The 18,510-nt window shown below is 65.6% G+C and carries 17 protein-coding genes; 6 read left to right on the top strand and 11 right to left on the bottom strand.

The window, feature by feature from the left end; translation table 11 throughout:
• Positions 1-16: 16 nt before the first annotated feature.
• The gene (locus tag Pla108_RS04040; RefSeq protein WP_146443255.1) at positions 17-613 is read right to left on the bottom strand and encodes a hypothetical protein; all 597 of its coding nucleotides are present in this window, start codon (positions 611-613) and stop codon (positions 17-19) included.
• A gap of 249 nt (positions 614-862) precedes the next feature.
• On the opposite strand from Pla108_RS04040, the gene Pla108_RS04035 reads away from it, so the two are divergent.
• The 6 genes from Pla108_RS04035 (at position 863) to Pla108_RS04010 (ending at position 7,053) form a co-directional block, all read left to right on the top strand.
• Complete coding sequence (locus tag Pla108_RS04035) at positions 863-1,705, top strand: hypothetical protein (protein WP_146443253.1); 843 nt, start codon at positions 863-865, stop codon at positions 1,703-1,705.
• A 120-nt stretch (positions 1,706-1,825) separates the two neighbouring features.
• Positions 1,826-2,548, top strand: coding sequence for an FHA domain-containing protein (locus tag Pla108_RS04030; RefSeq protein WP_146443251.1), 723 nt, complete (start codon positions 1,826-1,828; stop codon positions 2,546-2,548).
• Positions 2,549-2,713: 165 nt separating this feature from the next.
• Positions 2,714-4,825: a serine/threonine-protein kinase gene (locus Pla108_RS04025; protein WP_146443249.1), complete on the top strand. Its 2,112-nt coding sequence runs from the start codon at positions 2,714-2,716 to the stop codon at positions 4,823-4,825.
• Positions 4,818-5,657, top strand: coding sequence for a hypothetical protein (locus Pla108_RS04020; protein WP_146443247.1), 840 nt, complete (start codon positions 4,818-4,820; stop codon positions 5,655-5,657). The genes Pla108_RS04025 and Pla108_RS04020 overlap by 8 nt, the downstream gene beginning before the upstream one ends.
• A gap of 213 nt (positions 5,658-5,870) precedes the next feature.
• Entirely contained in the window at positions 5,871-6,548 is a 678-nt protein-coding gene (locus tag Pla108_RS04015) for an RNA polymerase sigma factor (protein ID WP_146443245.1), read from the top strand.
• 94 nt (positions 6,549-6,642) lie between these two features.
• Positions 6,643-7,053: an anti-sigma factor family protein gene (locus Pla108_RS04010; RefSeq protein WP_146443243.1), complete on the top strand. Its 411-nt coding sequence runs from the start codon at positions 6,643-6,645 to the stop codon at positions 7,051-7,053.
• Positions 7,054-7,193: 140 nt separating this feature from the next.
• Here the strand turns inward: Pla108_RS04010 and Pla108_RS04005 are convergent, their stop codons facing one another.
• The 10 genes from Pla108_RS04005 to nrfD all read right to left on the bottom strand — a co-directional run bounded on the left by Pla108_RS04005 (position 7,194) and on the right by nrfD (position 18,493).
• A complete protein-coding gene (locus tag Pla108_RS04005) occupies positions 7,194-7,658 on the bottom strand; it encodes a thioredoxin family protein (protein ID WP_197526224.1) in 465 nt (154 codons plus the stop codon).
• 153 nt (positions 7,659-7,811) lie between these two features.
• Complete coding sequence (locus Pla108_RS04000) at positions 7,812-8,210, bottom strand: cytochrome C oxidase subunit IV family protein (RefSeq protein WP_146443240.1); 399 nt, start codon at positions 8,208-8,210, stop codon at positions 7,812-7,814.
• Between the two features lie 73 nt (positions 8,211-8,283).
• Positions 8,284-9,534, bottom strand: coding sequence for a cytochrome c oxidase subunit 3 (locus Pla108_RS20815; RefSeq protein ID WP_197526223.1), 1,251 nt, complete (start codon positions 9,532-9,534; stop codon positions 8,284-8,286).
• A 111-nt stretch (positions 9,535-9,645) separates the two neighbouring features.
• Complete coding sequence (locus Pla108_RS03985) at positions 9,646-11,430, bottom strand: cytochrome c oxidase subunit I (RefSeq protein ID WP_146443238.1); 1,785 nt, start codon at positions 11,428-11,430, stop codon at positions 9,646-9,648.
• 85 nt (positions 11,431-11,515) lie between these two features.
• A complete protein-coding gene (locus Pla108_RS03980) occupies positions 11,516-12,676 on the bottom strand; it encodes a cytochrome c oxidase subunit II (protein ID WP_197526222.1) in 1,161 nt (386 codons plus the stop codon).
• 5 nt (positions 12,677-12,681) lie between these two features.
• Positions 12,682-13,593, bottom strand: a complete 912-nt coding sequence (locus Pla108_RS03975) for an SCO family protein (RefSeq protein WP_146443236.1) — start codon at positions 13,591-13,593, stop codon at positions 12,682-12,684.
• Positions 13,594-13,677: 84 nt separating this feature from the next.
• Complete coding sequence (locus Pla108_RS03970; protein WP_146443234.1) at positions 13,678-14,028, bottom strand: hypothetical protein; 351 nt, start codon at positions 14,026-14,028, stop codon at positions 13,678-13,680.
• Between the two features lie 150 nt (positions 14,029-14,178).
• Positions 14,179-15,408, bottom strand: a complete 1,230-nt coding sequence (locus Pla108_RS03965; protein WP_146443232.1) for a quinol:cytochrome C oxidoreductase — start codon at positions 15,406-15,408, stop codon at positions 14,179-14,181.
• 172 nt (positions 15,409-15,580) lie between these two features.
• Entirely contained in the window at positions 15,581-17,002 is a 1,422-nt protein-coding gene (locus tag Pla108_RS03960) for a quinol:electron acceptor oxidoreductase subunit ActD (protein ID WP_146443230.1), read from the bottom strand.
• Positions 17,003-17,056: 54 nt separating this feature from the next.
• The gene (nrfD, locus tag Pla108_RS03955) at positions 17,057-18,493 is read right to left on the bottom strand and encodes an NrfD/PsrC family molybdoenzyme membrane anchor subunit (RefSeq protein ID WP_146443228.1); all 1,437 of its coding nucleotides are present in this window, start codon (positions 18,491-18,493) and stop codon (positions 17,057-17,059) included.
• Positions 18,494-18,510 lie beyond the last annotated feature (17 nt).

Genomic DNA, 18,510 nt, shown 5'->3' with positions numbered 1-18,510 from the left:
GGTCTGGCTGGGAGGCCTACGGCTGGCGGTAGAGGCCATCGGCAGCGACCATCAGGACGCCCCCTTTCACGCTGGCGATCCCCTGAACGACGACGGTGTCGCCCTCTTTAAGCCCGAACAGGTCGCGGGCGTCGACCGCCGCCGGTTTCGACGGATCGTCGGTCGAAGGGAAGGTCACCACGGCGATCGAGGTGGTCTTCGTGGCGGCCTCGCGGGAGCAGAAGGGGCAGTCTTCAGCGTGCTCGATCCCCTCTTCCGTCGCGTGCGATGAAAACTCCTCGGCTGTTGCCGGATCGACCAGGAAGAAGGTCGCCTCCCCCGCTTTCCAAGGGAATTCCAGCTCGTTCTCGGCGCCCCAGGGGTTCGGCATGCCGCCCACCATACCGGTCAGAACGACCCGGTCCGAAGGCGACTCTTCCGCCTCCTGGTCGGCCTCCTGAGCCTCCCGCCAAGCGAGGGGTGTCACCGCGGCGGCCGGTTCGTCGGAGAGAACAAAAGTCTCGCGGAGCGTCTTCACCGCCGCCGGGTCGGGCTTCACGGGCCCATCGGCGCAGCCGGCCAGACCGAGCGGGGCGAACAACAGCAACGACAGCAACAAGCGAGCGTGGGGCATGGATTGCGGAGGGGTCGGGGTTCGGAGTCCGTCCGGTAGCGACGGCTCCTATTCTATCGCCCCACCCGCCAGAGGGCGCCCTCAGCCCGGTTGGTTTCCGCAGGCCGCTTTTTTTGGCTCCGTAGCGGCAAGATGCCCGCCGCGGCCGCGAAGTGCTGATTGTGGGCCGTGTTTTGCGGCCTTTCAGCCATCCGAGACCCCGCCCCGGGGCCCGACCTACTCCGTCCCACCGCGAAGGGGAACCCAACCATGCTCAAGAAAATTGTTGTTTCGACGCTGCTCCTCGGCCTCCTCGGGGGCCTCACGGTTGGCGGTGACGCCTTCAGCTACCTCAGCACCGCTTTCGGCCGAGCCAGCGCAACCGTCGAGCGGGCCGTCCCAGTTGAGTTCCAACTCGACCGCGCCCGCCAGATGGTCCGCAACCTGGCCCCCGAGGTGCGTCACTCGATGGAAGTGATCGCCAAGGAAGAGATCGAGCTCGAACGGCTCGGCGAGAAGATCGAAACCGCCGCCGAGAAGGCCGACCGCAGCAAGAACGAGATCATGCGGCTGCAGTCGGACCTCACCGAGGACCGCGACGTCTTCCGCTACGCCGGCCACAACTACGACCGCTGCGAAGTGGTCGAGGACCTGTCGCGGCGGTTCACCCGCCACAAGGTGGCCGACGAGACGCTCGAGCACCTGCGCGACATGCAGCAGGCCCGTACGGCGAACCTCGACGCGGCCCGCCAGAAACTGACGGCCATGATCGCCGCCCAGAAGGAGCTCGAGACCGACATCATGAACCTCGAGGCCAAACGCCAGCTGGTCGAGGTGGCCCAGGCGTCGAACGATGTCGTGGCCCTCGACGAGAGCCAACTGTCGCGGGCCAAGGGTCTGATCGCCGATATCCGCTCGCGGCTCGACGTGGCGTCGCGGCTGGCGAACGCCGACACGACGTTCCCTGGCGAGATCCAGCTCGACCCGGCCGAATCGCACGACGTGCGTGAACAGGTCGCCGCTTACTTCGGGCTCGGTGACCCGACCGTAACCGTCTCCGCGGCTAAGGGGGGCAAGGTCGCGGCCGTCTCGGCGACGATTCAGTTGGACTGATTGTGACTGGTTGCTCCGGGAGCTGACGCTCTCCGGCTCGCTGTCTAGCTAGCCGGGAAGCGTCAGCTCCCGGAGTTCTTTGATTCTCCCGCCCCCCTCTCACCTCCCGCACCGCGTACCATGCCTCTGGCCGCCGACGACAAGCCGACCCAGTGGTACGCCGCATCGCGGCCGGCGAGCAGTGTCGCGGAAATCTCCTTGCGACTTCGCGACACCACCCGCGCCGGCGGCGCCCCCGAGGATCAAACCGTGACCGGCCAACCCTCGGCATCGCCGCGACGTGACCAGCAGATGCTGTGGGTCGATGGCGTCGGCGGTTACCTGGTGACGCTCGCCGAGCAGCTGGTGATCGGCCAACCGGGGATCGGAGCGAGCGACGGCCCCGACCTGCCGATCCTCGCCGACCTGTCGCGTCGCCACGCCCGGCTCGCCCGCAGCGGTGGCCGCTACGTGCTCACGCCTTACGGCCCCACCCGGCTCGATGGCCGAGAACTGGATGGCCCCGCCGTTATCGAGGACGGCGCTCTCCTCGAGTTCGGGGCGGTTGCCGTGCGCTTCCGGCGTCCTCATGCGCTCAGCGCATCGGCGCTGCTCACCGTCGAGAGCGGGCACCGCACCGTCCCCGCTTCCGACGCGGTGCTGCTGATGGCCGAGAGTTGCATTCTGGGCCCCAAGCCGCACAGCCACATCCGCTGCTCCGACTGGCGGGAAGAGGCGATCCTTTTCCGCAGCCCCGCGGGGCTGGTCTGCCGAACAGCGGCGGGCCCCGTGAATATCGTGCCGGGAAGTCGAATCGAGGGGCAAGATTTCGCGTTCACCGTCGAACAGGTGCTAGAGGCGTGAAGGAGCTACACCACCTGCCATAAAATCCCCCTCCCTTGCAGGGAGGGGCTAGGGGAGGGTCAAGGCGTTCATCACAGGAAAGCCCCTGTCCTGAGCGGATTCACCCTCCCCCGACCCCTCCCTGAAAGGGAGGGGGAAATTGAGACGCCTCACCGGTTAAACTAAATGTTCGCCCCCACCCTTCTCCGCCGACGGCACGCCATGCACCGCGAAGCGCCCGCCGCGAACGACCAGGCCGATGGTCCGAGTGGCCAAGACGGGTCGACTGACGGCAGCCGGGGGCGCCGCGCGGCGAAGTTCCAGTACGCGACAGGCGACCAGCCGCTCGACGGCTACACGATCAAACGCGGGGTCGGCCGTGGCGGCTTCGGCGAGGTCTATTTCGCCACTAGCGACGCCGGCAAAGAGGTCGCCCTCAAGCTCATCCGCCGCAACCTCGATATCGAACTCCGCGGCGTCCGGCAGTGCCTCAACCTGAAGCACCCGAACCTCGTCGCGTTGTACGACCTGCGGAGCGACTCGGCCGACGACCAGTGGGTCGTCATGGAGTACGTCGCCGGCGAGTCGCTCGAGGACGCCATCAACCGCTCTCCCGACGGCATGCCGATCGAGGAAGCGATCGCGTGGCTCCGCGGCATCGCGGCGGGTGTCGGCTACCTGCACGCCAGCGGCATCGTCCACCGCGACCTCAAGCCGGCCAACATCTACCTCGAGCGCGCCGCCGGGCCAATCGAACAGCGCGTCAAAATCGGCGACTACGGCCTCTCAAAGTTCATCTCGACCAGCCGCCGCAGCGGCCAGACCGAGTCGGTCGGCACCGTCCACTACATGGCGCCCGAGATCGCCGGCGGACGCTACGGCCGCGAGATCGACACCTACGCCCTCGGGATCGTCCTCTACGAGATGCTCACCGGCAGCGTGCCCTTCGAGGGGGAGAGCGTCGGCGAGGTGCTGATGAAGCACCTGACGGCCGAGCCCGAGCTGTCGCGCGTCGGCGAGCCCTACCGGACGATCGTCGCGCGCACGTTGGCCAAGGACCCCGAGCTGCGGCTATCGAGCGTCGAAGAGATGCTGGCGATGCTGCCTAGCGCAACCGAGACCAATGCGGCGAGCGCTCAACCAGGCGCCGCGCAGGGCCCGCCCCACAATAAACGCTCCGGGGGGATTAGCGACGAGTTGGTGTACGGTCCGATCCGGCACTGGGTGCCGGTGAGCTCTCCGCCGCACACCAACTTTCCCACGCCGCAGCGTGAGCCGCTTTGGCAGGCGCTCGTCGACGAGTCGCACCGCATCCGCAGTTGGTGGGGCGCGCTCGCGGTCCCGCCGCTTGGCAAGGCGCTGATTTTGTTCGGCGCGGTGACGCTGCTCGTCTTCTCGGGAGCGGCGATCGCTCTCCCCGCGGCGGTGCTTCCGTTCTACTTGGTTTATTACGTCATCTGGTCGGCGTTCCTCAAAGAGTCGGGCGCCCCCCAAGCGGCGGCAAGTCTTCATGAGACGACTCACTTCGACCGCCCGGTCAAACCCTCGGCGCCGCGGCGGACCCGTTACAACTGGCGTCTCGCGGCGATGCAGCTCCGTTCGGCGCGTTCCTTGCGGCAGAAGGCCACAAGCCTGACCGGCTCGATGCTCGGCTCGGCGCTGGTGGCGACGATCGCAGCCGCGATCGCGGCGCCGTTGCTCGCAAAAGGGACGCCCGCCGACCCGGTCGGGCTCGGCGCCTGGCTTGCCGTCATGGGGACGCTCGGTTCGTGGGGCGTGCTGATCGCCAGCGGCGTCGCCGAGACGCACGTCGAGGACCACCTGCCGCGCCGCGGTATGAACCTGCTCGCCGGCATGGCGCTCGGCGCCGTCGGGTTCGGCTTGGCGAGCTTTCTTGGTGTGCAGCTCCCTTACGCGGGCGACTGGGGGTTCAGCCCTCGAGAGGTTGCGCTCAACGGGTTCTTCAATATCGATCTCTACAGCGGCGTGGCCGTCGAAGGCCACGCTGTCGCGGTCCCGGCCGTCGCATCGCTCGCTTTCTTCGGCGGCCTCTTCGCTTTGGTGCGATGGTGGCGTTCGACCGACTACATCCGGCGGAGCCGCGTCAGCCTGTGGTCGATCGCCCTTACCAGCTTGGGGGCGTGGCTCGTCACGCTTGTGACTTGGTTCCCGCAACCGACCGGCTTGGTGCTCGCCGGCATGATCGCCCTGGCGGTACAGGTCAGCAGCCCCTGGTGTCCCCCCAGCCGCCGCGCCGCGCTGGCCCGTGGCGAGGGAGGAGGGATTTACGATGCATGAAACAATTGAACCCAGCTGGTTAACCGTGATCACAATCGTGATCGCCAGCCTCGTGGCGATGGCCATCGTGGGAAGTTTGCTGGTCGGTCTTGTCGCCGCGGCAAGACATAAACGCTGGGGCGTCCTCCTGGCGATTCCCGTGTTGCTATTGCTAGCGGGCTTTCTCTTGACGCTCTTGGTGAGCTACCGAGCTGCCGAGATAAGAAAGGACTTCGGCGGCACGCCCGCCCTGGTTCGGATCGACTCAACGCCCGATACGCCCGATACGCCACAGGCGCCGATACCGCCGTTGCCCGAGGTCGCGACCGACGCCGAACTCGAAGAGGTAGCCGCGGCGGCGCCAAAGATTGACTTGGGCAAGGTGACGAGCGACGCCGTCGAGCCCGATGACGACCAGCAGAGGCCCGGGTGGGTCAACGGCGATGTCGCGTCCCATCAGCGGATGATCGCCGTCGGCCCCTTCACCACCCCCGACGCGTGCCGTCACGCCGCCGACAAAGCGGTCCGTGATTGGCTCGAGGAAATCGCCCCCGGCGCCAATGGCCTTCCCAACGGGGCCGCCGACCCGGCGCAGTACGTCGTCGCCGTCCACAACGAGTCACGAGACACGTCGGTCGGCGAAGTCCATCTGAGGTACGTCCTCGCCGAAGTAAATGGTGAACAACGAGCAGTGCTTTCCGAAGCCACCGCGAAACTCCGAGCCGAATTGCAACGCCGCCGGGGCGTGACGGGCGTCGCCTTCGGCGGCGCCGGCGTCCTCACGCTAGTGGCGTTCGCCCACATGCTGCTCCGAGCGGGCGGGAGTGGCGCCGCGAACAAATCCTCGCAATGAGAAGTCAGGAGCCCTAAGCGCCAGCGCCGGGAGTGACCCCGGGTACACAGATTGTCGAGCGAGTACCCGATTCAACTCCCGGCGCTGGCGCTTAGGGCTCCCTAGAAAAATTTGAGAGGGCGATTCGCTTGCTTGGTTTGCATCGCGACGCCTGCCGGCCGATACTCTTTGTGAGCCCCATCCGTTCCCTCGCCGAGCCGACCTCTCTCGCCAATGCCCGACCGCTGCGTTGACACGAACGACGCGGCGCCGTCGCCCGAGTCGCTGCTCGTGGTCGAGATCCGGCGTGGCAAGCCCGACGCGTGGCGGCGGTTGATTGACGAGTTCGAGGGGCGTCTGCTGGCGTTCGTCCGCAGCCGGCTGGGGTACGGCCGCTCGGCCGCGAGCGAGGATGTCGTCCAAGAGACCTTTATCGGTTTCCTGACGAGCCTCCCCAACTATGACGCCCGCCGGCCGCTCGAAGGGTGGCTCTTCTCGATCGCCGCCCACAAGCTCACCGACCACCTGCGGCGCGAAGGCCGGCGGCCAGCCGTCACGCTCAGCAGCACCGACGGCGACGGTTCGGACGACGGCGGCGCCTGGGACCTGCCCGGCTCGGACCGCAAGGCGAGCACGATCGCCCGCAGCGGCGAACGCCGCGCCCTCGAGGCCGAGGCCCTCGCCGAAGCGCTCGCCGAACAGGTTGCGATCTGGCGCGACCGCGACGACTGGCCCAAGATCAAGGCGATGGAGTTGTTGTTTGTCCGGGGCATGGGCAACAAGGAAGTCGCCGAGGCGGTCGGCCTCACCGAGCAGCAGGTCGCCAACTTCAAGTTCGACTTCCTCGCCAACCTGAAGAAACGACTCAAGAAACAGGGGCTCGACGAAGGCGTGTTTCCCGAGCTGGTGTAGGGTCCGCCGTGCGGACCGTGGCTGGCGGTTCGAAGTGGAAACTGACAAGACAAAACCGAATCCATCGCACGGACCGCACAGCGGACCCTACAGCATGTTCTCCGACGCCGACCTGCACGCCTACCTCGACGAAGCCATCGCACCGGAGCGGATCGCGGCGATCGAAGCGGCGCTCCGCGCGGATGACGAGCTGCGCGAGCGGCTCGCCACGCTCGTCGCCGGGCGCGACGCGGGGCTTCACTCGCTCGGCGAGGTCTGGCGCCGCAACCGGCTCACCTGCCCGTCGCGCGAACAGCTCGGCAGCCACCTGCTCGGCGTTTTGCCCGAGGGACTCGGCGACTACGTCACGTTCCACCTCGAGGTGGTCGGGTGCCGTTGGTGCACCGCGAGCGTCGACGACCTCCGCGAACGGCACGAGCGCGCCGAGGACGTCGAGACGCCTCGCCGTCGTGGCAAGTACTTCGAATCGAGCGTCGGCCGGCTTTCGAGCGAAGGCGGCAAGTGAAACAGCTTTCCCCCTCCCTTTCAGGGAGGGGTCTGGGGAGGGTCGGGGCGTTCCTCACAGGAAGGCTGTCCTGTCCTGAACGGATCCACCCTCCCCTAGCCCCTCCCTGAAAGGGAGGAGGATTACGCGCGCTTGAAGGCTTAGTTCAGCGGCTGGCGGATCTCGTTCGTCGCGACCGCCGGCTGCAGCAGCTCGGCGAGCTTCTCGGGCCCGAGGAAGCCGGCCCGGCCGGCGAACGGCTTGCCTTGCGGCGAGACCAGCACCGTTGTCGGGTACGCCTTGATGCGGAGGGCAGCCACCTCGTCGGGGTGGTGATCGGCGTTCAGCTTCAGCGGCACGAACCCGGCCGCGACCAACTCCGCGACAGCGGGGTCGCTCCAGGTCTCGCGCTCCATCTTCCGGCAGAAGCCGCATTGTTCGGCGGTGACGTAGACCAAGATCGGGCGCCCCGTCTGGCGGGCGGCGACGAAGGCGTCGGCCGTCCCGTCGACCCAGGCGATCTCGGCGGGCGCTTTCTTGGCGCCGAAGAACGGCCATTCGGCCTGAGCGACTGCGCCGGCGAGGACGCAGACAACCACAATGAGCGGGAGGACCAGGCGAGACACGGCAGCGACTCCGACGATCGGGGAAAGGACAGGCGATCTGTCTTTCCTGATCGGCGGGGCGCTCGGCCTCGCTGCGTGAGCGGCGCCACATTTCCGGTAAAGACCGGCGGGCCCCGACCGGGGTGGGGGCCGTCGGCGCGGGTTAAGCCAGTCCTACGGATTGGCCTCGGCCGCCCGGTCTTGCTGGTAGCTGTCGATCTGGGGGTCGTACTCGTGGCTGTCGAGCACCGTCATCCCGAGGAACAGCACCAGGAAGACCATCGCGCCGATGAGGATCGCGCTGTTGAACAGCTTGTCGTGCTGCAGGTGCATGAAGATCACCGCCACGAGCAGCGCCTTGACGGTCGCGATGCCAAGCGTGATCGGCATGTCGAGCCACGACACGTCCATCGGATGGTCGTAGACCATCGGCAGGACATACTGGACGGGGAAGTCTTTCAGCGAGACGGTCGATACGGCGACCGTCAGCAGCGTCAACGCCACCAACGCGGCGAAGGTCGCCCACAGCAATTGCGGGCTCGAGATGTGGTGGCCGGGGGCTTCGTGCGACATAGGTCTAGGAACGGTCAGCGGTCGACGGTCAGCCAGCGACCCGTTCGAATCGGGTTGCTGATAGCTGATGGGCTTAATGAATGAGGTACATCAGCGGGAACAGGTAGATCCACACGAGGTCCACCAAGTGCCAGTAGAGACCAACGTTCTCAACTGGGAGGAAGTACTCGGCAGAGAACTCGTCGGCGGCCGCTTTGGCGACGACCCAGGTAATCGCGATGATGCCGGCGATGATGTGCACCGCGTGCACGCCGGTCATGACGAAGTAGATGCTGAAGAAGTTAGCGGCGCCGAATCGCGGCTCGCGCGGGGCGGCTTGGCCGAGCGTCTCGCTGGCGGCGGGCTCGCCCCCGGGGGCTTCGCCCTGGACCACTTCGGCTTTGGCGATTTCGACGTTCGCGCCCTCGGGATTGACCACTTCGCTCGGGGGCTGGTCGGCCTTGGCGGCGTCTTCCGTCGTCGCGACGCCTTCGGCGGCGGGGGCGGTCTGGCCGTCGGTGGTGGTCTCCGCCGACATCGAGGTCTGCACTAACTCGCCGTGCGCGGGGGCGGGCATCGGCTTGCCGGTCGCGGGGGCGTCGTGGGACGCGGCGTGGGGGCCGCCGTGCCCTTCGGCCCGGGCGAGCTCGGCCTCGGTCGGCATGACGCACTTGGCGAGCACGATCCCGAGACCGAACGAAAGGATGCAGACGCCGATGGAGCCGGTCACCCAGCCCTTCACCACCTTTGCGTTGCTCGCCCAGATAGCGCCGCCCCAGCAGACGAGCGCGCCGATGACGATCGACCAAATCGCGATCCCGGGCATGTAATCGCCGAAGTACCAGTCGGCCGAGACGTGGCCGCCGGTGAACTTGTAAAAGTTGCCGGCGCCGATCCCCTCGTCCCACTTGTGCGTGTACTCGATCGCCTTAACGCCGAGGAACAGCGCTGCGCAGCCAAGCGTGAAGACATGCGTGTTGAGGATCGTCCGGCGGTCGTTCCGCATCGCGGCCCGCACCCCCCAGGCGATCGCCAGGCTGCTCGCTAGCAGCACGATCGTATTGACCGCACCGAGCGTCTTGTTGAGGTGGTGGTGCGCGTCGACGAACACCTCGGGGTAGTGCCAGCGGTACACGGTGTACGCGGCGAAGAGCCCCGAGAAGAAGAGCACCTCCTGGGCCAAGAACAGCCACATGCCGAGCTTGCCGGCCTGGAACTGCTGTTCGAGGTCCTCGAAGTGGTGCGCGAGCGACGGGTGCCCGTGCCCATGATCGTCATGCCCGTGATCGTGACCCGCGCCGTGCGGTTCGGTTTCTGGGGCGTCTAGCGTGGCGGCGTCGGCCATCGTCGCTTCTGTCTGTCAGGTTTTTTGAAATCACCGCGGAGACGCGGAGGACGCCAAGACGTCTACCAGCTCGCTCCGCGACCTCCGCGTCTCCGCGGTGACGCTATTAAACTAGTGGGTCGCAGGGACGGCCGGCCTTTCGGCGGGGACCGCGGCGCTGCGGTGCAGGTCGGGGAGCACTTCGACATAGCCCCCCTCGTCGGGGTCGAAGACGAAGTCGTCGTAGACGTAGGGGCTGCCGGTCCAGGGTTGAATCTCGAAGTTCGCCGTTGTCGGCGGGCTGCAGCACTTCCACTCCAGCGTTGCGGCGCCCCACGGGTTGTTCGGCGCCTTCTTGCCGCGGAATAACGAGTAGATCAACACCGCCGCGGCCATCACCAGACCCGCGCCTAACACGAAGTAGCCGCTGGTCGACAGCTGGTGCAGGAACTGGAACTCCGGCTTGTAAGCCGCGTAGCGTCGCGGCATGCCTTGGGTGCCGAGGATGAACTGCGGGAAGAACGTCAGGTTGAAGCCGATGAAGACGAGGCCGCTGGCGATCTGCGCCAACCGCTCGTTGTACATCTTGCCGAACATCTTCGGCCACCAGTGGTGGATGCCGGCGAGGAAGGCGATCAGCGTGCTCCCCATCATCACGTAGTGGAAGTGGGCCACGACGAAGTAGGTGTCGTGCAGGTGGACATCGACCGCCAGGGCGCCGAGGAACAGGCCCGTCAAGCCGCCGATGGTGAACTGGATGATGAACGCCAGGGCGTAGAGCATCGCCGTGTTGAGGTGGATCGACCCCTTGTACATGGTCGCTAGCCAATTGAAGACCTTGATCGCCGACGGGATCGAGACCGTGAACGTCAACGCGCTGAAGATCACCGCCGCGAGCTTGCTCTCGGTGCTGGTGAACATGTGGTGGCCCCAGACCAGGAAGCCCAGCAGGGCGATCGCGATCGAGCTGTACGCGATGAACGTGTAGCCGAAGATATGCTTGCGGCTGTAGACCGGGATCACCTCCGAGATGATCGCCATGCCCGGCAGGATCATGATGTAGACGGCCGGGTGCGAGTAGAACCAGAAGAAGTGCTGGTACAGCACCGGGTCGCCGCCCAGCAGAGGGTCGAAGATGCCGATCCCCATCAGCCGCTCGCACATCAGCAGCACCAGCGTGATCGCCAGCACGGGGGTCGCGAGGACCTGGATGATCGCCGTGGCGTAGATGCCCCACAGGAACAGCGGCATCTTGAACCACGTCATCCCCTTGGGACGCATCGTGTTGACCGTCACGACGAAGTTCAGGCCGGTGAAGATCGAGCTGAAGCCAAGGATGAAGACGCCCATCGTCGCCAGTATGACGCTTGTCGACGTGGTCGTGCTGTAGGGCGTGTAGAACGTCCAGCCGGTGTCGAGGCCCGAAGTGAGCAGCGTCGCGATGAAGAAGATCGCGCCGCTGCACCAGAGGTAGAAGCTGGCGAGGTTCATCCGCGGAAAGGCGACGTCTTTCGCCCCCAGCATCATCGGCAAGAAGATATTTCCTAGCGCAGCGGGGATACTCGGGATGATGAACAGGAACGTCATCACCGCGCCGTGCAGCGTGAACATCTGGTTGTAGTTGTCTTGCGCGGTTTGGAGCGTGTCGCCCAACAGGTCGGGCGTGCCGTTCCACAGTTCCATCCGGACGGCGCCCGCAAAGAGGCCCCCGAGCAGGAACGAGAACATCACGCCGCACAGGTACATCACGCCGATCCGCTTGTGGTCGAGCGTAAAGACCCACGACGCCACGCCCTGCCAGAAGGTGGTCCCGGGCGGGTTCTGCAGGTAGCTGCGGCCCTGCGGGATGTACACCTTGCGACTGGGGTCCGCGGTGATCGCTTCGAGCAGCGAGTGTTCGCGAGATTGGGAGATCATGACAGGCTGGTGGCTGGTGGCCGTCGACTGGTGGTTGATTGCGTGTCAGCGGGCCGCGTCGTCTCCGACGCGGTCAGGCGGCGGGTTATTGTTCGTCAGCGGGCGCGGCATCGGCCGGCTCGGCAGGCTCTTCGGCGTCCGCAGGTTCGTCGCCGTCGGCGCCTTCCTCGGCAGGCGTCTCTTCCTGACCAGGCACGCCACCAATCTCGTCCCACGAGGCGGCGACCTCCTCGCCTTCCTTGAGACTCTTGATGTACCAGATCACCGAGGCGATCTCGGCGTCTTTGAGCTGCCCCTGGTAGCTAGGCATCACGCCCTTGTAGCCGTCGCGGATCTTCGCCATCGGGTTGAGGATCGATTCGCGGATGTAATTCTCATCGACCGTGACTTCGCCTTTGTCGGTCGCCTGCTCGGTGCCGTAGGTGTCCTTCCAAGTCGGGCCGGTCCCCTTGGCTCCGTCGACCGAGTGGCACTGGGCGCAGCCGCGGTACTTCCAGATGTCTTTGCCAAGCTCGACGGGCGAGCTGGCCGGGTCGATCTTTGCGGCGTCCTCGAGCCACGTCTCGAACGTCCCCGACTTGTGGACGATCACCTTGGCGAGCATCGCCGAGTGGCCCTGGCCGCAGTACTCGGTGCAGAACAGGTCGTAGCCATTTTCGTCGGAGCCGGTGGTCGTCGCGTCGATCGCTTGGTCATAAGACTCGTCGTTCGGCTTCGTGGCCTCGAACCACAGGGTGCTGTAGCGACCGGGCACGACGTCCATCTTCACCCGGAACGCCGGGATGTAGAGGCTGTGCAGCACGTCGTCCGAAGACATCACGAGCTTCACGGGCTGGTCGGCCGGGACGTGCAGGTTGGGGTCGACGACCCCGTTGGGGTACATGAACGACCAGTTCCACTTCTTCGCGACGACACGGATTTCATAGGCGTTCTCGGGCGGCGTCCGCAGGTCGAGGTAGCCGGTGAAACCCCAGTAGAAAATCGCGACGACCAAGAACCCGGGGAAGATCGACCAGGCCGCTTCCAACGCATTGTTGTGGTGCGGGGTGTGCTCTGCGGCATGACCCGGCCGCGCGTAGTAACGGGCGACAAACGCCACCGTTAGCGCCGTGATCAAGAAGAAGAAAAAGACGCTCAGCCAGAGGATGAAGAAGTACAGCCAGTCGACGTCCGCGGCGCCGGTCGAGGCGGCGTCGCGGAACCAAAAACCGGCTAGTAGCGGTGCGAAGTTAGGAACAGAAATCATCGGTCTCAGACTTCAATGGGCTCCCGCTCGGCCGCATCGTGCGGGGCCGCTTGCGGCGTAGCGGGGTTGGTTTCGAGAGAGGCTTCGGCGTCGCCGGTCGGCGTCCGCCGCATCCAGAAGGGGATCAGACCGAGCGTCAGGGCGCAAACCGTCACGCCGGCGCCGAGGCTCATCACCCGGCGGGCGACCGGACCGTAGCGGCCCTTGGTCTCGTCGTAATGGAAGCAGAACAGGATGATCTGGTCGAGCGGCGAACCGATCTTGCCGTCGGCCGCCTCGACCAGCGAGAGCCGCACCGTCTGCGGGTCGTACGCGACGCCGTACAGGTAGCGGGAAATCATCCCCTTGGGCGACACGACGATTTCCGCCGCGGTGTGGGCGTACTCTTTCGTGTCGGGGACGTACTTGTAACGGAACCCGACCGCGTCGGCGAGCGCGCGGATGTTCTGCTGGTTGCCGGTCAAGAAACGGAATCCGCTCGCGGCGCCGCCGCGGCCGTACCGGTCGAGGTACTTCTGCTCGGTGAGCTTGGCGCGCTGGGTTGTTTCGAGCGGATCGACGCTGACGCTCACGACGTCAAACTCTCGGCCGGGGGTCCAACCCTCGATCTGCTGGAGCGTGTCGACCAAGCCGTTGAGCTGCACGCCGCACAGCATCGGGCAGTCGCTGTAGTTGAGCGACAACAGCACGGGCCGCTGGCCCGAGAAGACCTCGACCAGCGACAGGGCGCGGCCGTTCTCGTCGCGAAACCGCAGGTCAAGCGGGATCTGCTGGCCCGAGTTGTCGTCGATGCCGACGCCCTCCATCTCCTCGGGGAGCTTCTCAAGCAGCTGGGCCGACGCCGGAACCGCGCACGCCGCCAGCGCCAGGGCCACAAAGGCCCCGCTGAGGCGGGTCGGGTTCAAGCGAGTGGTCATGGGCTTCGTGCTGAGGTCGGGAGACGGTCCAACCGGCTAGTCAGCGGCTTGGCTAGTCAGCGGTTCGGCTATTCGGCGGCTGGGTTACTCGGACGCTTTGCTCTGGAGGTCGGCGAGCACGAGTTGCTTGGCGCGGTCGATGGGGATCGTGAAGGGCTTCCCTTCCGAGGCGGGGGGGGCGTAGCTCGCGAGAACCCCTTGCTGGTCGGTAATCACCTTGTCGGAGCTGAAGTAGGGGGGAGCGATTACCCGCTTCGCGTCGAGTTGTCGCTGCGCCGCGAAGTATAGGGCCGACGACCCGAATATCATTCCTAGGACGATGGCGACCGAAACGAAGCCCCAAATGAGCATCGTCAGGCTCTCGATGCCCTCGGGCTCGACGCCCGGCTCGGGGATCGGCTGGCCGGCAGGAATGGTAACGGGGGTGTGGCTCATCGCTTTGGTTCGCCAGTTAGTGCTAACCGCTCAGGCAGGGCGGGATCAACTGATTTTCGTCGCGGCGGCCGTGACGGGAAACCGCTACGGCCGCGGTTTGGTCGGTTTTCGCCGGTCAGGCGATCGGTAGACCGCCTCGGCGGTTGGGCCTCAGTGATTGTGATAGCTGAGGGCGATCGGCAACCGGGGGTCTTGGACCGGCAACAGCCACTTGCCAGCGGCGCCGCTCATCCAAGCCCACAGGAACACGCCGAGCGCGCCCGCGGTGGCGATCAGCCCCAAGACGATCGTAACGGCTACCGACCCCTCGGCACGGACCTGCGGCAAAATGACGTACGCCAAATCGATCCAGTGCATCGCTAGCATCCAGCAGGCCCAGAACAGCATCAGCTGCTTGTTCCGTCGGACCGCTTTGGACATGAAACCGAGGAACGGAACCAGCAGGTGACCTGCCGCCAGAGCGAGGCCCCAGAAGGGCCACACGCCATGCTGGCGGATATCGTACCAGAGGGTTTCTTCGGGGATCGCCGCGTACCAGATCAACATGTACTGGCTGAACGCGATGTAGCCCCAGAAGACAACGAACGCGAACATCAGCTTCGCCAAGTCGTGGTAGTGCTCGGTGGTGACCGACTGGGTCAGCACGCCGCGGCCCTGCAGCACAACGCACAGCAAGATCAGCCAGGCGAGGAAGCCCTCGAACGAGCCGGCGAAGAAGTAGACGCCAAACATCGTGCTGAACCAGTGCGGCTCGAGCGTCATCATCCAGTCGAACGAAGCAAAGTTCAGGCTCAAGGCGAAGATCGGCATCATCGGGCCGGCGTACCACTGCATCGCCCGGGCCCGCTTGGTCGGCTCGCTGCTGTCTTGCCGCGTCGAGAGGCCAAGCATCGTCCACGCCATCGCGATCCAGATGACGTAGTAAACGCACGAACGGATCGTGAACCAGGTCGGGTCGAGGTACGGCCGCTTCGACTCCATGATCTGGTCGCCGACGAACATGTCGGGATTGACCCACGGGTAGAGCGCATCGCTCCCCGCCAGCACGCCGAGGACCAGAATCAACAAGTACATCGCGAACGAGACGGCGAGCGTCCCGGCGGTGATCTCCGCGAGACGGCGGACCGTGGTCCCCCAGCGGCCCCCGGTCAGGTGGTGGGCCAGCACGAAGAACAACCCGCCGACGCCGAGCGACGTGACATACATCACGGCGAGCAGATAGGCGTGGACGAACTGCTCCCACGACCCCATCGCGAATCCGATCGCGGCGGCGCCCCCCAACAGGGCGGCACCCAAAGCGCCAGGCAAGAAGCCGGCGCCGGCGAGCCCGGCGGAGGCTTGGCGGATCTCGGTGATGTCGGCGTTGACCAAGCTAGCCATCGAAAATCGCGGGTTCGGTTTCACCACGGAGAGCACAGAGAACACCGAGTTTCTTTGACAGGATTTACAGGATCGACAGGATCAATTCCGTTCCGCTGATCCTGGCGATTCTGTCAAAGAATCGACTCGGTGCTTACTCTCTGCGTTCTCTGTGATCTCAGTGGTTAATTGCTTACTTCAGGGTGCTCAGCTCGCGACGCTTGTCGGCCGGCAGGTCGTCGGCCGAGGCGTTCTGCGAGCGCTGCAGCGCTTGGAGGTACAGTACGATCGCCCACCGGTCTTCGGGGGTGATGTGCTCCTTGTAGCCCGGCATCTTGCGGATGCCGTTGGTGATCGTGTTGAAGATCCGTCCCACCGGTTGGGTGACGACCGCCTCGGCGTGGAGGCTGGTTGGCTGGACCCAGGTGCCCTGCTGCAGGCCGAGGGCTCGCTGCGTCACGAGGCCGTCGCCGGCGCCCGTCAGGCCGTGGCACGCGGCGCAGTGGATGTTGAAGCGCTGCTGGCCGCGGTCCATCAACTGGCTGCTGATCTTCAGCGACTTGGGGAACTCGGTGACCCAGTCCTTCTCTTCCATTTCGGCCGGCGCCGCGTCGGCGGCGGCTTCCGCGGGCTCGGCGGCGGAATCGGCCTCATCGCCCTCGGCCACGAGCGTCGCTTTGACCGGGCCGTCGCCGTTGAACGAGGCGAACTGCAAGTCGCCCCCGCCGAAGGCGCCGACGAGATTCGACTCGGGCTTCACGCCGTAGTACAGCTCGACGTCGTCCTTGCCGCTGCCGCGGGCGACGGTTCCATCGATCGGCGGGCGGGCCGCACGGCCGTCGGCGAACAACGTGCTCGGACGCTGGGCCTTGTACTTGGCCTGGTTCTCCATGTCCTTGAACAGGGTGATCCGCGGCAACGAGGTCGTCGTCGACGACGTCATCCACAGGTAAAGCGGCACGAGCAACGCGGCGGTCGCCACCGAGGCGCCCACCAGGTGGATGCCGGCCGGCAGCGCGTAGCCGGTCACAACCTCATCGACAGTCTCGACCGCGGTGGCGCCAACCGAGGTGAGGAACGCCTCGGTCTCGGCCTCGGCGTACTTGCCGTCCTTGGCGTCGACCAGCAGGAAGAACCCGTCGGTCGTCACCTCGGCGAAGCGGTCACTCCGCAGCAGCGGGTTGAACAGCTTCGGCAGTTGATTGAAAGCCAACATGCCGAAGAACGCGCCGAAGGCGCTCAGCAGGATCGTCAGCTCGAACGTCACGGGGATGAACGCCGGGATGCTGAACGAAGGTTTGCCGCTAATCAGGTAGTCGTAACCCGAGAGCCACCAAGAGCCCTCGACGCCGTTCATGTAGCACTGCATCGTGATGCCGACGAGGCACCCCGTGAGGCCCATGCAGAACACGAGCCACGGCAGCTGCGTCTTCTTCGCCTTCAGCGCCTCGTCGATGCCGATGACGGCGAACGGCGAGTAGGCCTCGACCTTTTGGTAGCCGGCGTCGGTGACCTTCTCGGCGGCGGCGATCAGCTCATCCGGCCCCGCGAACTGCGCGAGCAGACCGAGCCGCTTCGGCTGGGGCGTGACGTCGGTGGTGGCGGTATCGGTCATGTTTGTCGTAGTTAGCCCGCGGCCATTCACCGGGGGATAAATGCGGAAAAAGGCTCAGTGGGCCGCCGCTGCTTTGCCCGGCAGGTGGGGGTTGCCATCGACGTGCGCCATCACCTGCTTCACCTCGCTCATCGCCACGATCGGCAAGAACCGGCAGAACAACAGGAACAGCGTGAAGAACAGCCCGAAGCTGCCAACCAGCATCCCGAGGTCGATCCACGTCGGGACGAACGACTGCCAGCTGCCGGGGATGAACGTCCGCTCCAGCGAGAGGATGATCACGTACCGCTCGAACCACATCCCGATGTTCACGAAGATCGAGATGATGAAAATCAGCATCGGGTTGCGGCGGACGAAGCCGAACCAGAACAGCTGCGGCGAGATCACGTTGCACGTGACCATCGTCCAGTACGCCCACCAGGTCGGGCCGAACGCCCGGTTGATGAAGGCGAACTGCTCGTACGGGTTGCCGCCGTACCAGGCGATGAAGAACTCGGTCAGGTAGGCGAAACCGACCATCGAGCCGGTGGCGATGATGATCTTGCACATGCAGTCGATGTGCCGCATCGTCACGATGTCCTTCAGCCCAAACCACTCGCGGGCCGGGATCATCAGTGTCAGCACCATGCCGAACCCGCTAAACACGGCGCCGGCGACGAAGTACGGCGGGAAGATCGTCGTGTGCCAGCCCGGGAGCTGGCTCACCGCGAAGTCGAACGAAACGATCGTGTGCACCGAGAGAACCAGCGGCGTCGCCAAGGCGGCGAGCAGGGCGTAGGCCTTCTCGTAGATCCGCCACTGCGTGGCCGAACCGATCCAGCCGACCGACAGGATGCCGTAAGCCATCCGGCGGATCGGGTGGCGGGCCCGGTCTCGCAGGGTCGCCAGGTCGGGGATCATTCCCATGTACCAGAACAGCAGCGACACCGTCGCGTAGGTGCCGACCGCGAAGACGTCCCACAGCAGCGGGCTGCGGAACTGCGGCCACATGTAGAGCCGCGTATCGGGGATGGGGAACAGGTAGTAAGCGAACCAGACCCGGCCGATATGGATGCCGGGGAACGTGCCTGCGCAGACGACCGCGAAGATCGTCATCGCCTCGGCGAAGCGGTTGATGCTGGTGCGCCAGTGCTGGCGGAACAGGAACAGAATGGCGGAGATCAGCGTCCCGGCGTGGCCGATGCCGACCCAGAACACGAAGTTAACGATCGGGAAGCCCCAGCTCACCGAGTTCTGGTTACCCCAGACGCCGACGCCGGTGATGATCAGGTAGCCGATCATCGCCCCGAGCATGCCGGCCAGCGACGCGGCGAAGACGAAACCGATGAACCACGCCACCGGCGGGCGCGGGTTCTCCGCGATCCGGCAGACCTTGTCGGTCACGCTGCGGAAGTCGTTGTCCCCCTCAATCCATGGCGGATCGATCCACGGTTCCGGGACGGAACCGAGCTTTCCGGGGACGTAGCCGGCGGGAATATCGGCGGTTGCCATAGGGTCGTCTCTGCTCT

It is taken from the genome of Botrimarina colliarenosi, assembly GCF_007859955.1.
Classification (GTDB): Bacteria; Planctomycetota; Planctomycetia; order Pirellulales; family Lacipirellulaceae; genus Botrimarina; species Botrimarina colliarenosi.
Note: the sequence above shows the minus strand (reverse complement) of the source record. Positions and strands in the feature narration are given on the sequence as shown.

What these genes read in the sequence shown, in the direction of transcription:
- Pla108_RS04040 (WP_146443255.1), bottom strand. Translation starts at nt 613, where the DNA reads ATGCCCCACGCTCGCTTGTTGCTGTCGTTGCTGTTGTTCGCCCCGCTC.
- Pla108_RS04035 (WP_146443253.1), top strand. Translation starts at nt 863, where the DNA reads ATGCTCAAGAAAATTGTTGTTTCGACGCTGCTCCTCGGCCTCCTCGGG.
- Pla108_RS04030 (WP_146443251.1), top strand. Translation starts at nt 1,826, where the DNA reads ATGCCTCTGGCCGCCGACGACAAGCCGACCCAGTGGTACGCCGCATCG.
- Pla108_RS04025 (WP_146443249.1), top strand. Translation starts at nt 2,714, where the DNA reads ATGTTCGCCCCCACCCTTCTCCGCCGACGGCACGCCATGCACCGCGAA.
- Pla108_RS04020 (WP_146443247.1), top strand. Translation starts at nt 4,818, where the DNA reads ATGCATGAAACAATTGAACCCAGCTGGTTAACCGTGATCACAATCGTG.
- Pla108_RS04015 (WP_146443245.1), top strand. Translation starts at nt 5,871, where the DNA reads ATGCCCGACCGCTGCGTTGACACGAACGACGCGGCGCCGTCGCCCGAG.
- Pla108_RS04010 (WP_146443243.1), top strand. Translation starts at nt 6,643, where the DNA reads ATGTTCTCCGACGCCGACCTGCACGCCTACCTCGACGAAGCCATCGCA.
- Pla108_RS04000 (WP_146443240.1), bottom strand. Translation starts at nt 8,210, where the DNA reads ATGTCGCACGAAGCCCCCGGCCACCACATCTCGAGCCCGCAATTGCTG.
- Pla108_RS20815 (WP_197526223.1), bottom strand. Translation starts at nt 9,534, where the DNA reads ATGGCCGACGCCGCCACGCTAGACGCCCCAGAAACCGAACCGCACGGC.
- Pla108_RS03985 (WP_146443238.1), bottom strand. Translation starts at nt 11,430, where the DNA reads ATGATCTCCCAATCTCGCGAACACTCGCTGCTCGAAGCGATCACCGCG.
- Pla108_RS03980 (WP_197526222.1), bottom strand. Translation starts at nt 12,676, where the DNA reads ATGATTTCTGTTCCTAACTTCGCACCGCTACTAGCCGGTTTTTGGTTC.
- Pla108_RS03975 (WP_146443236.1), bottom strand. Translation starts at nt 13,593, where the DNA reads ATGACCACTCGCTTGAACCCGACCCGCCTCAGCGGGGCCTTTGTGGCC.
- Pla108_RS03970 (WP_146443234.1), bottom strand. Translation starts at nt 14,028, where the DNA reads ATGAGCCACACCCCCGTTACCATTCCTGCCGGCCAGCCGATCCCCGAG.
- Pla108_RS03965 (WP_146443232.1), bottom strand. Translation starts at nt 15,408, where the DNA reads ATGGCTAGCTTGGTCAACGCCGACATCACCGAGATCCGCCAAGCCTCC.
- Pla108_RS03960 (WP_146443230.1), bottom strand. Translation starts at nt 17,002, where the DNA reads ATGACCGATACCGCCACCACCGACGTCACGCCCCAGCCGAAGCGGCTC.
- nrfD (WP_146443228.1), bottom strand. Translation starts at nt 18,493, where the DNA reads ATGGCAACCGCCGATATTCCCGCCGGCTACGTCCCCGGAAAGCTCGGT.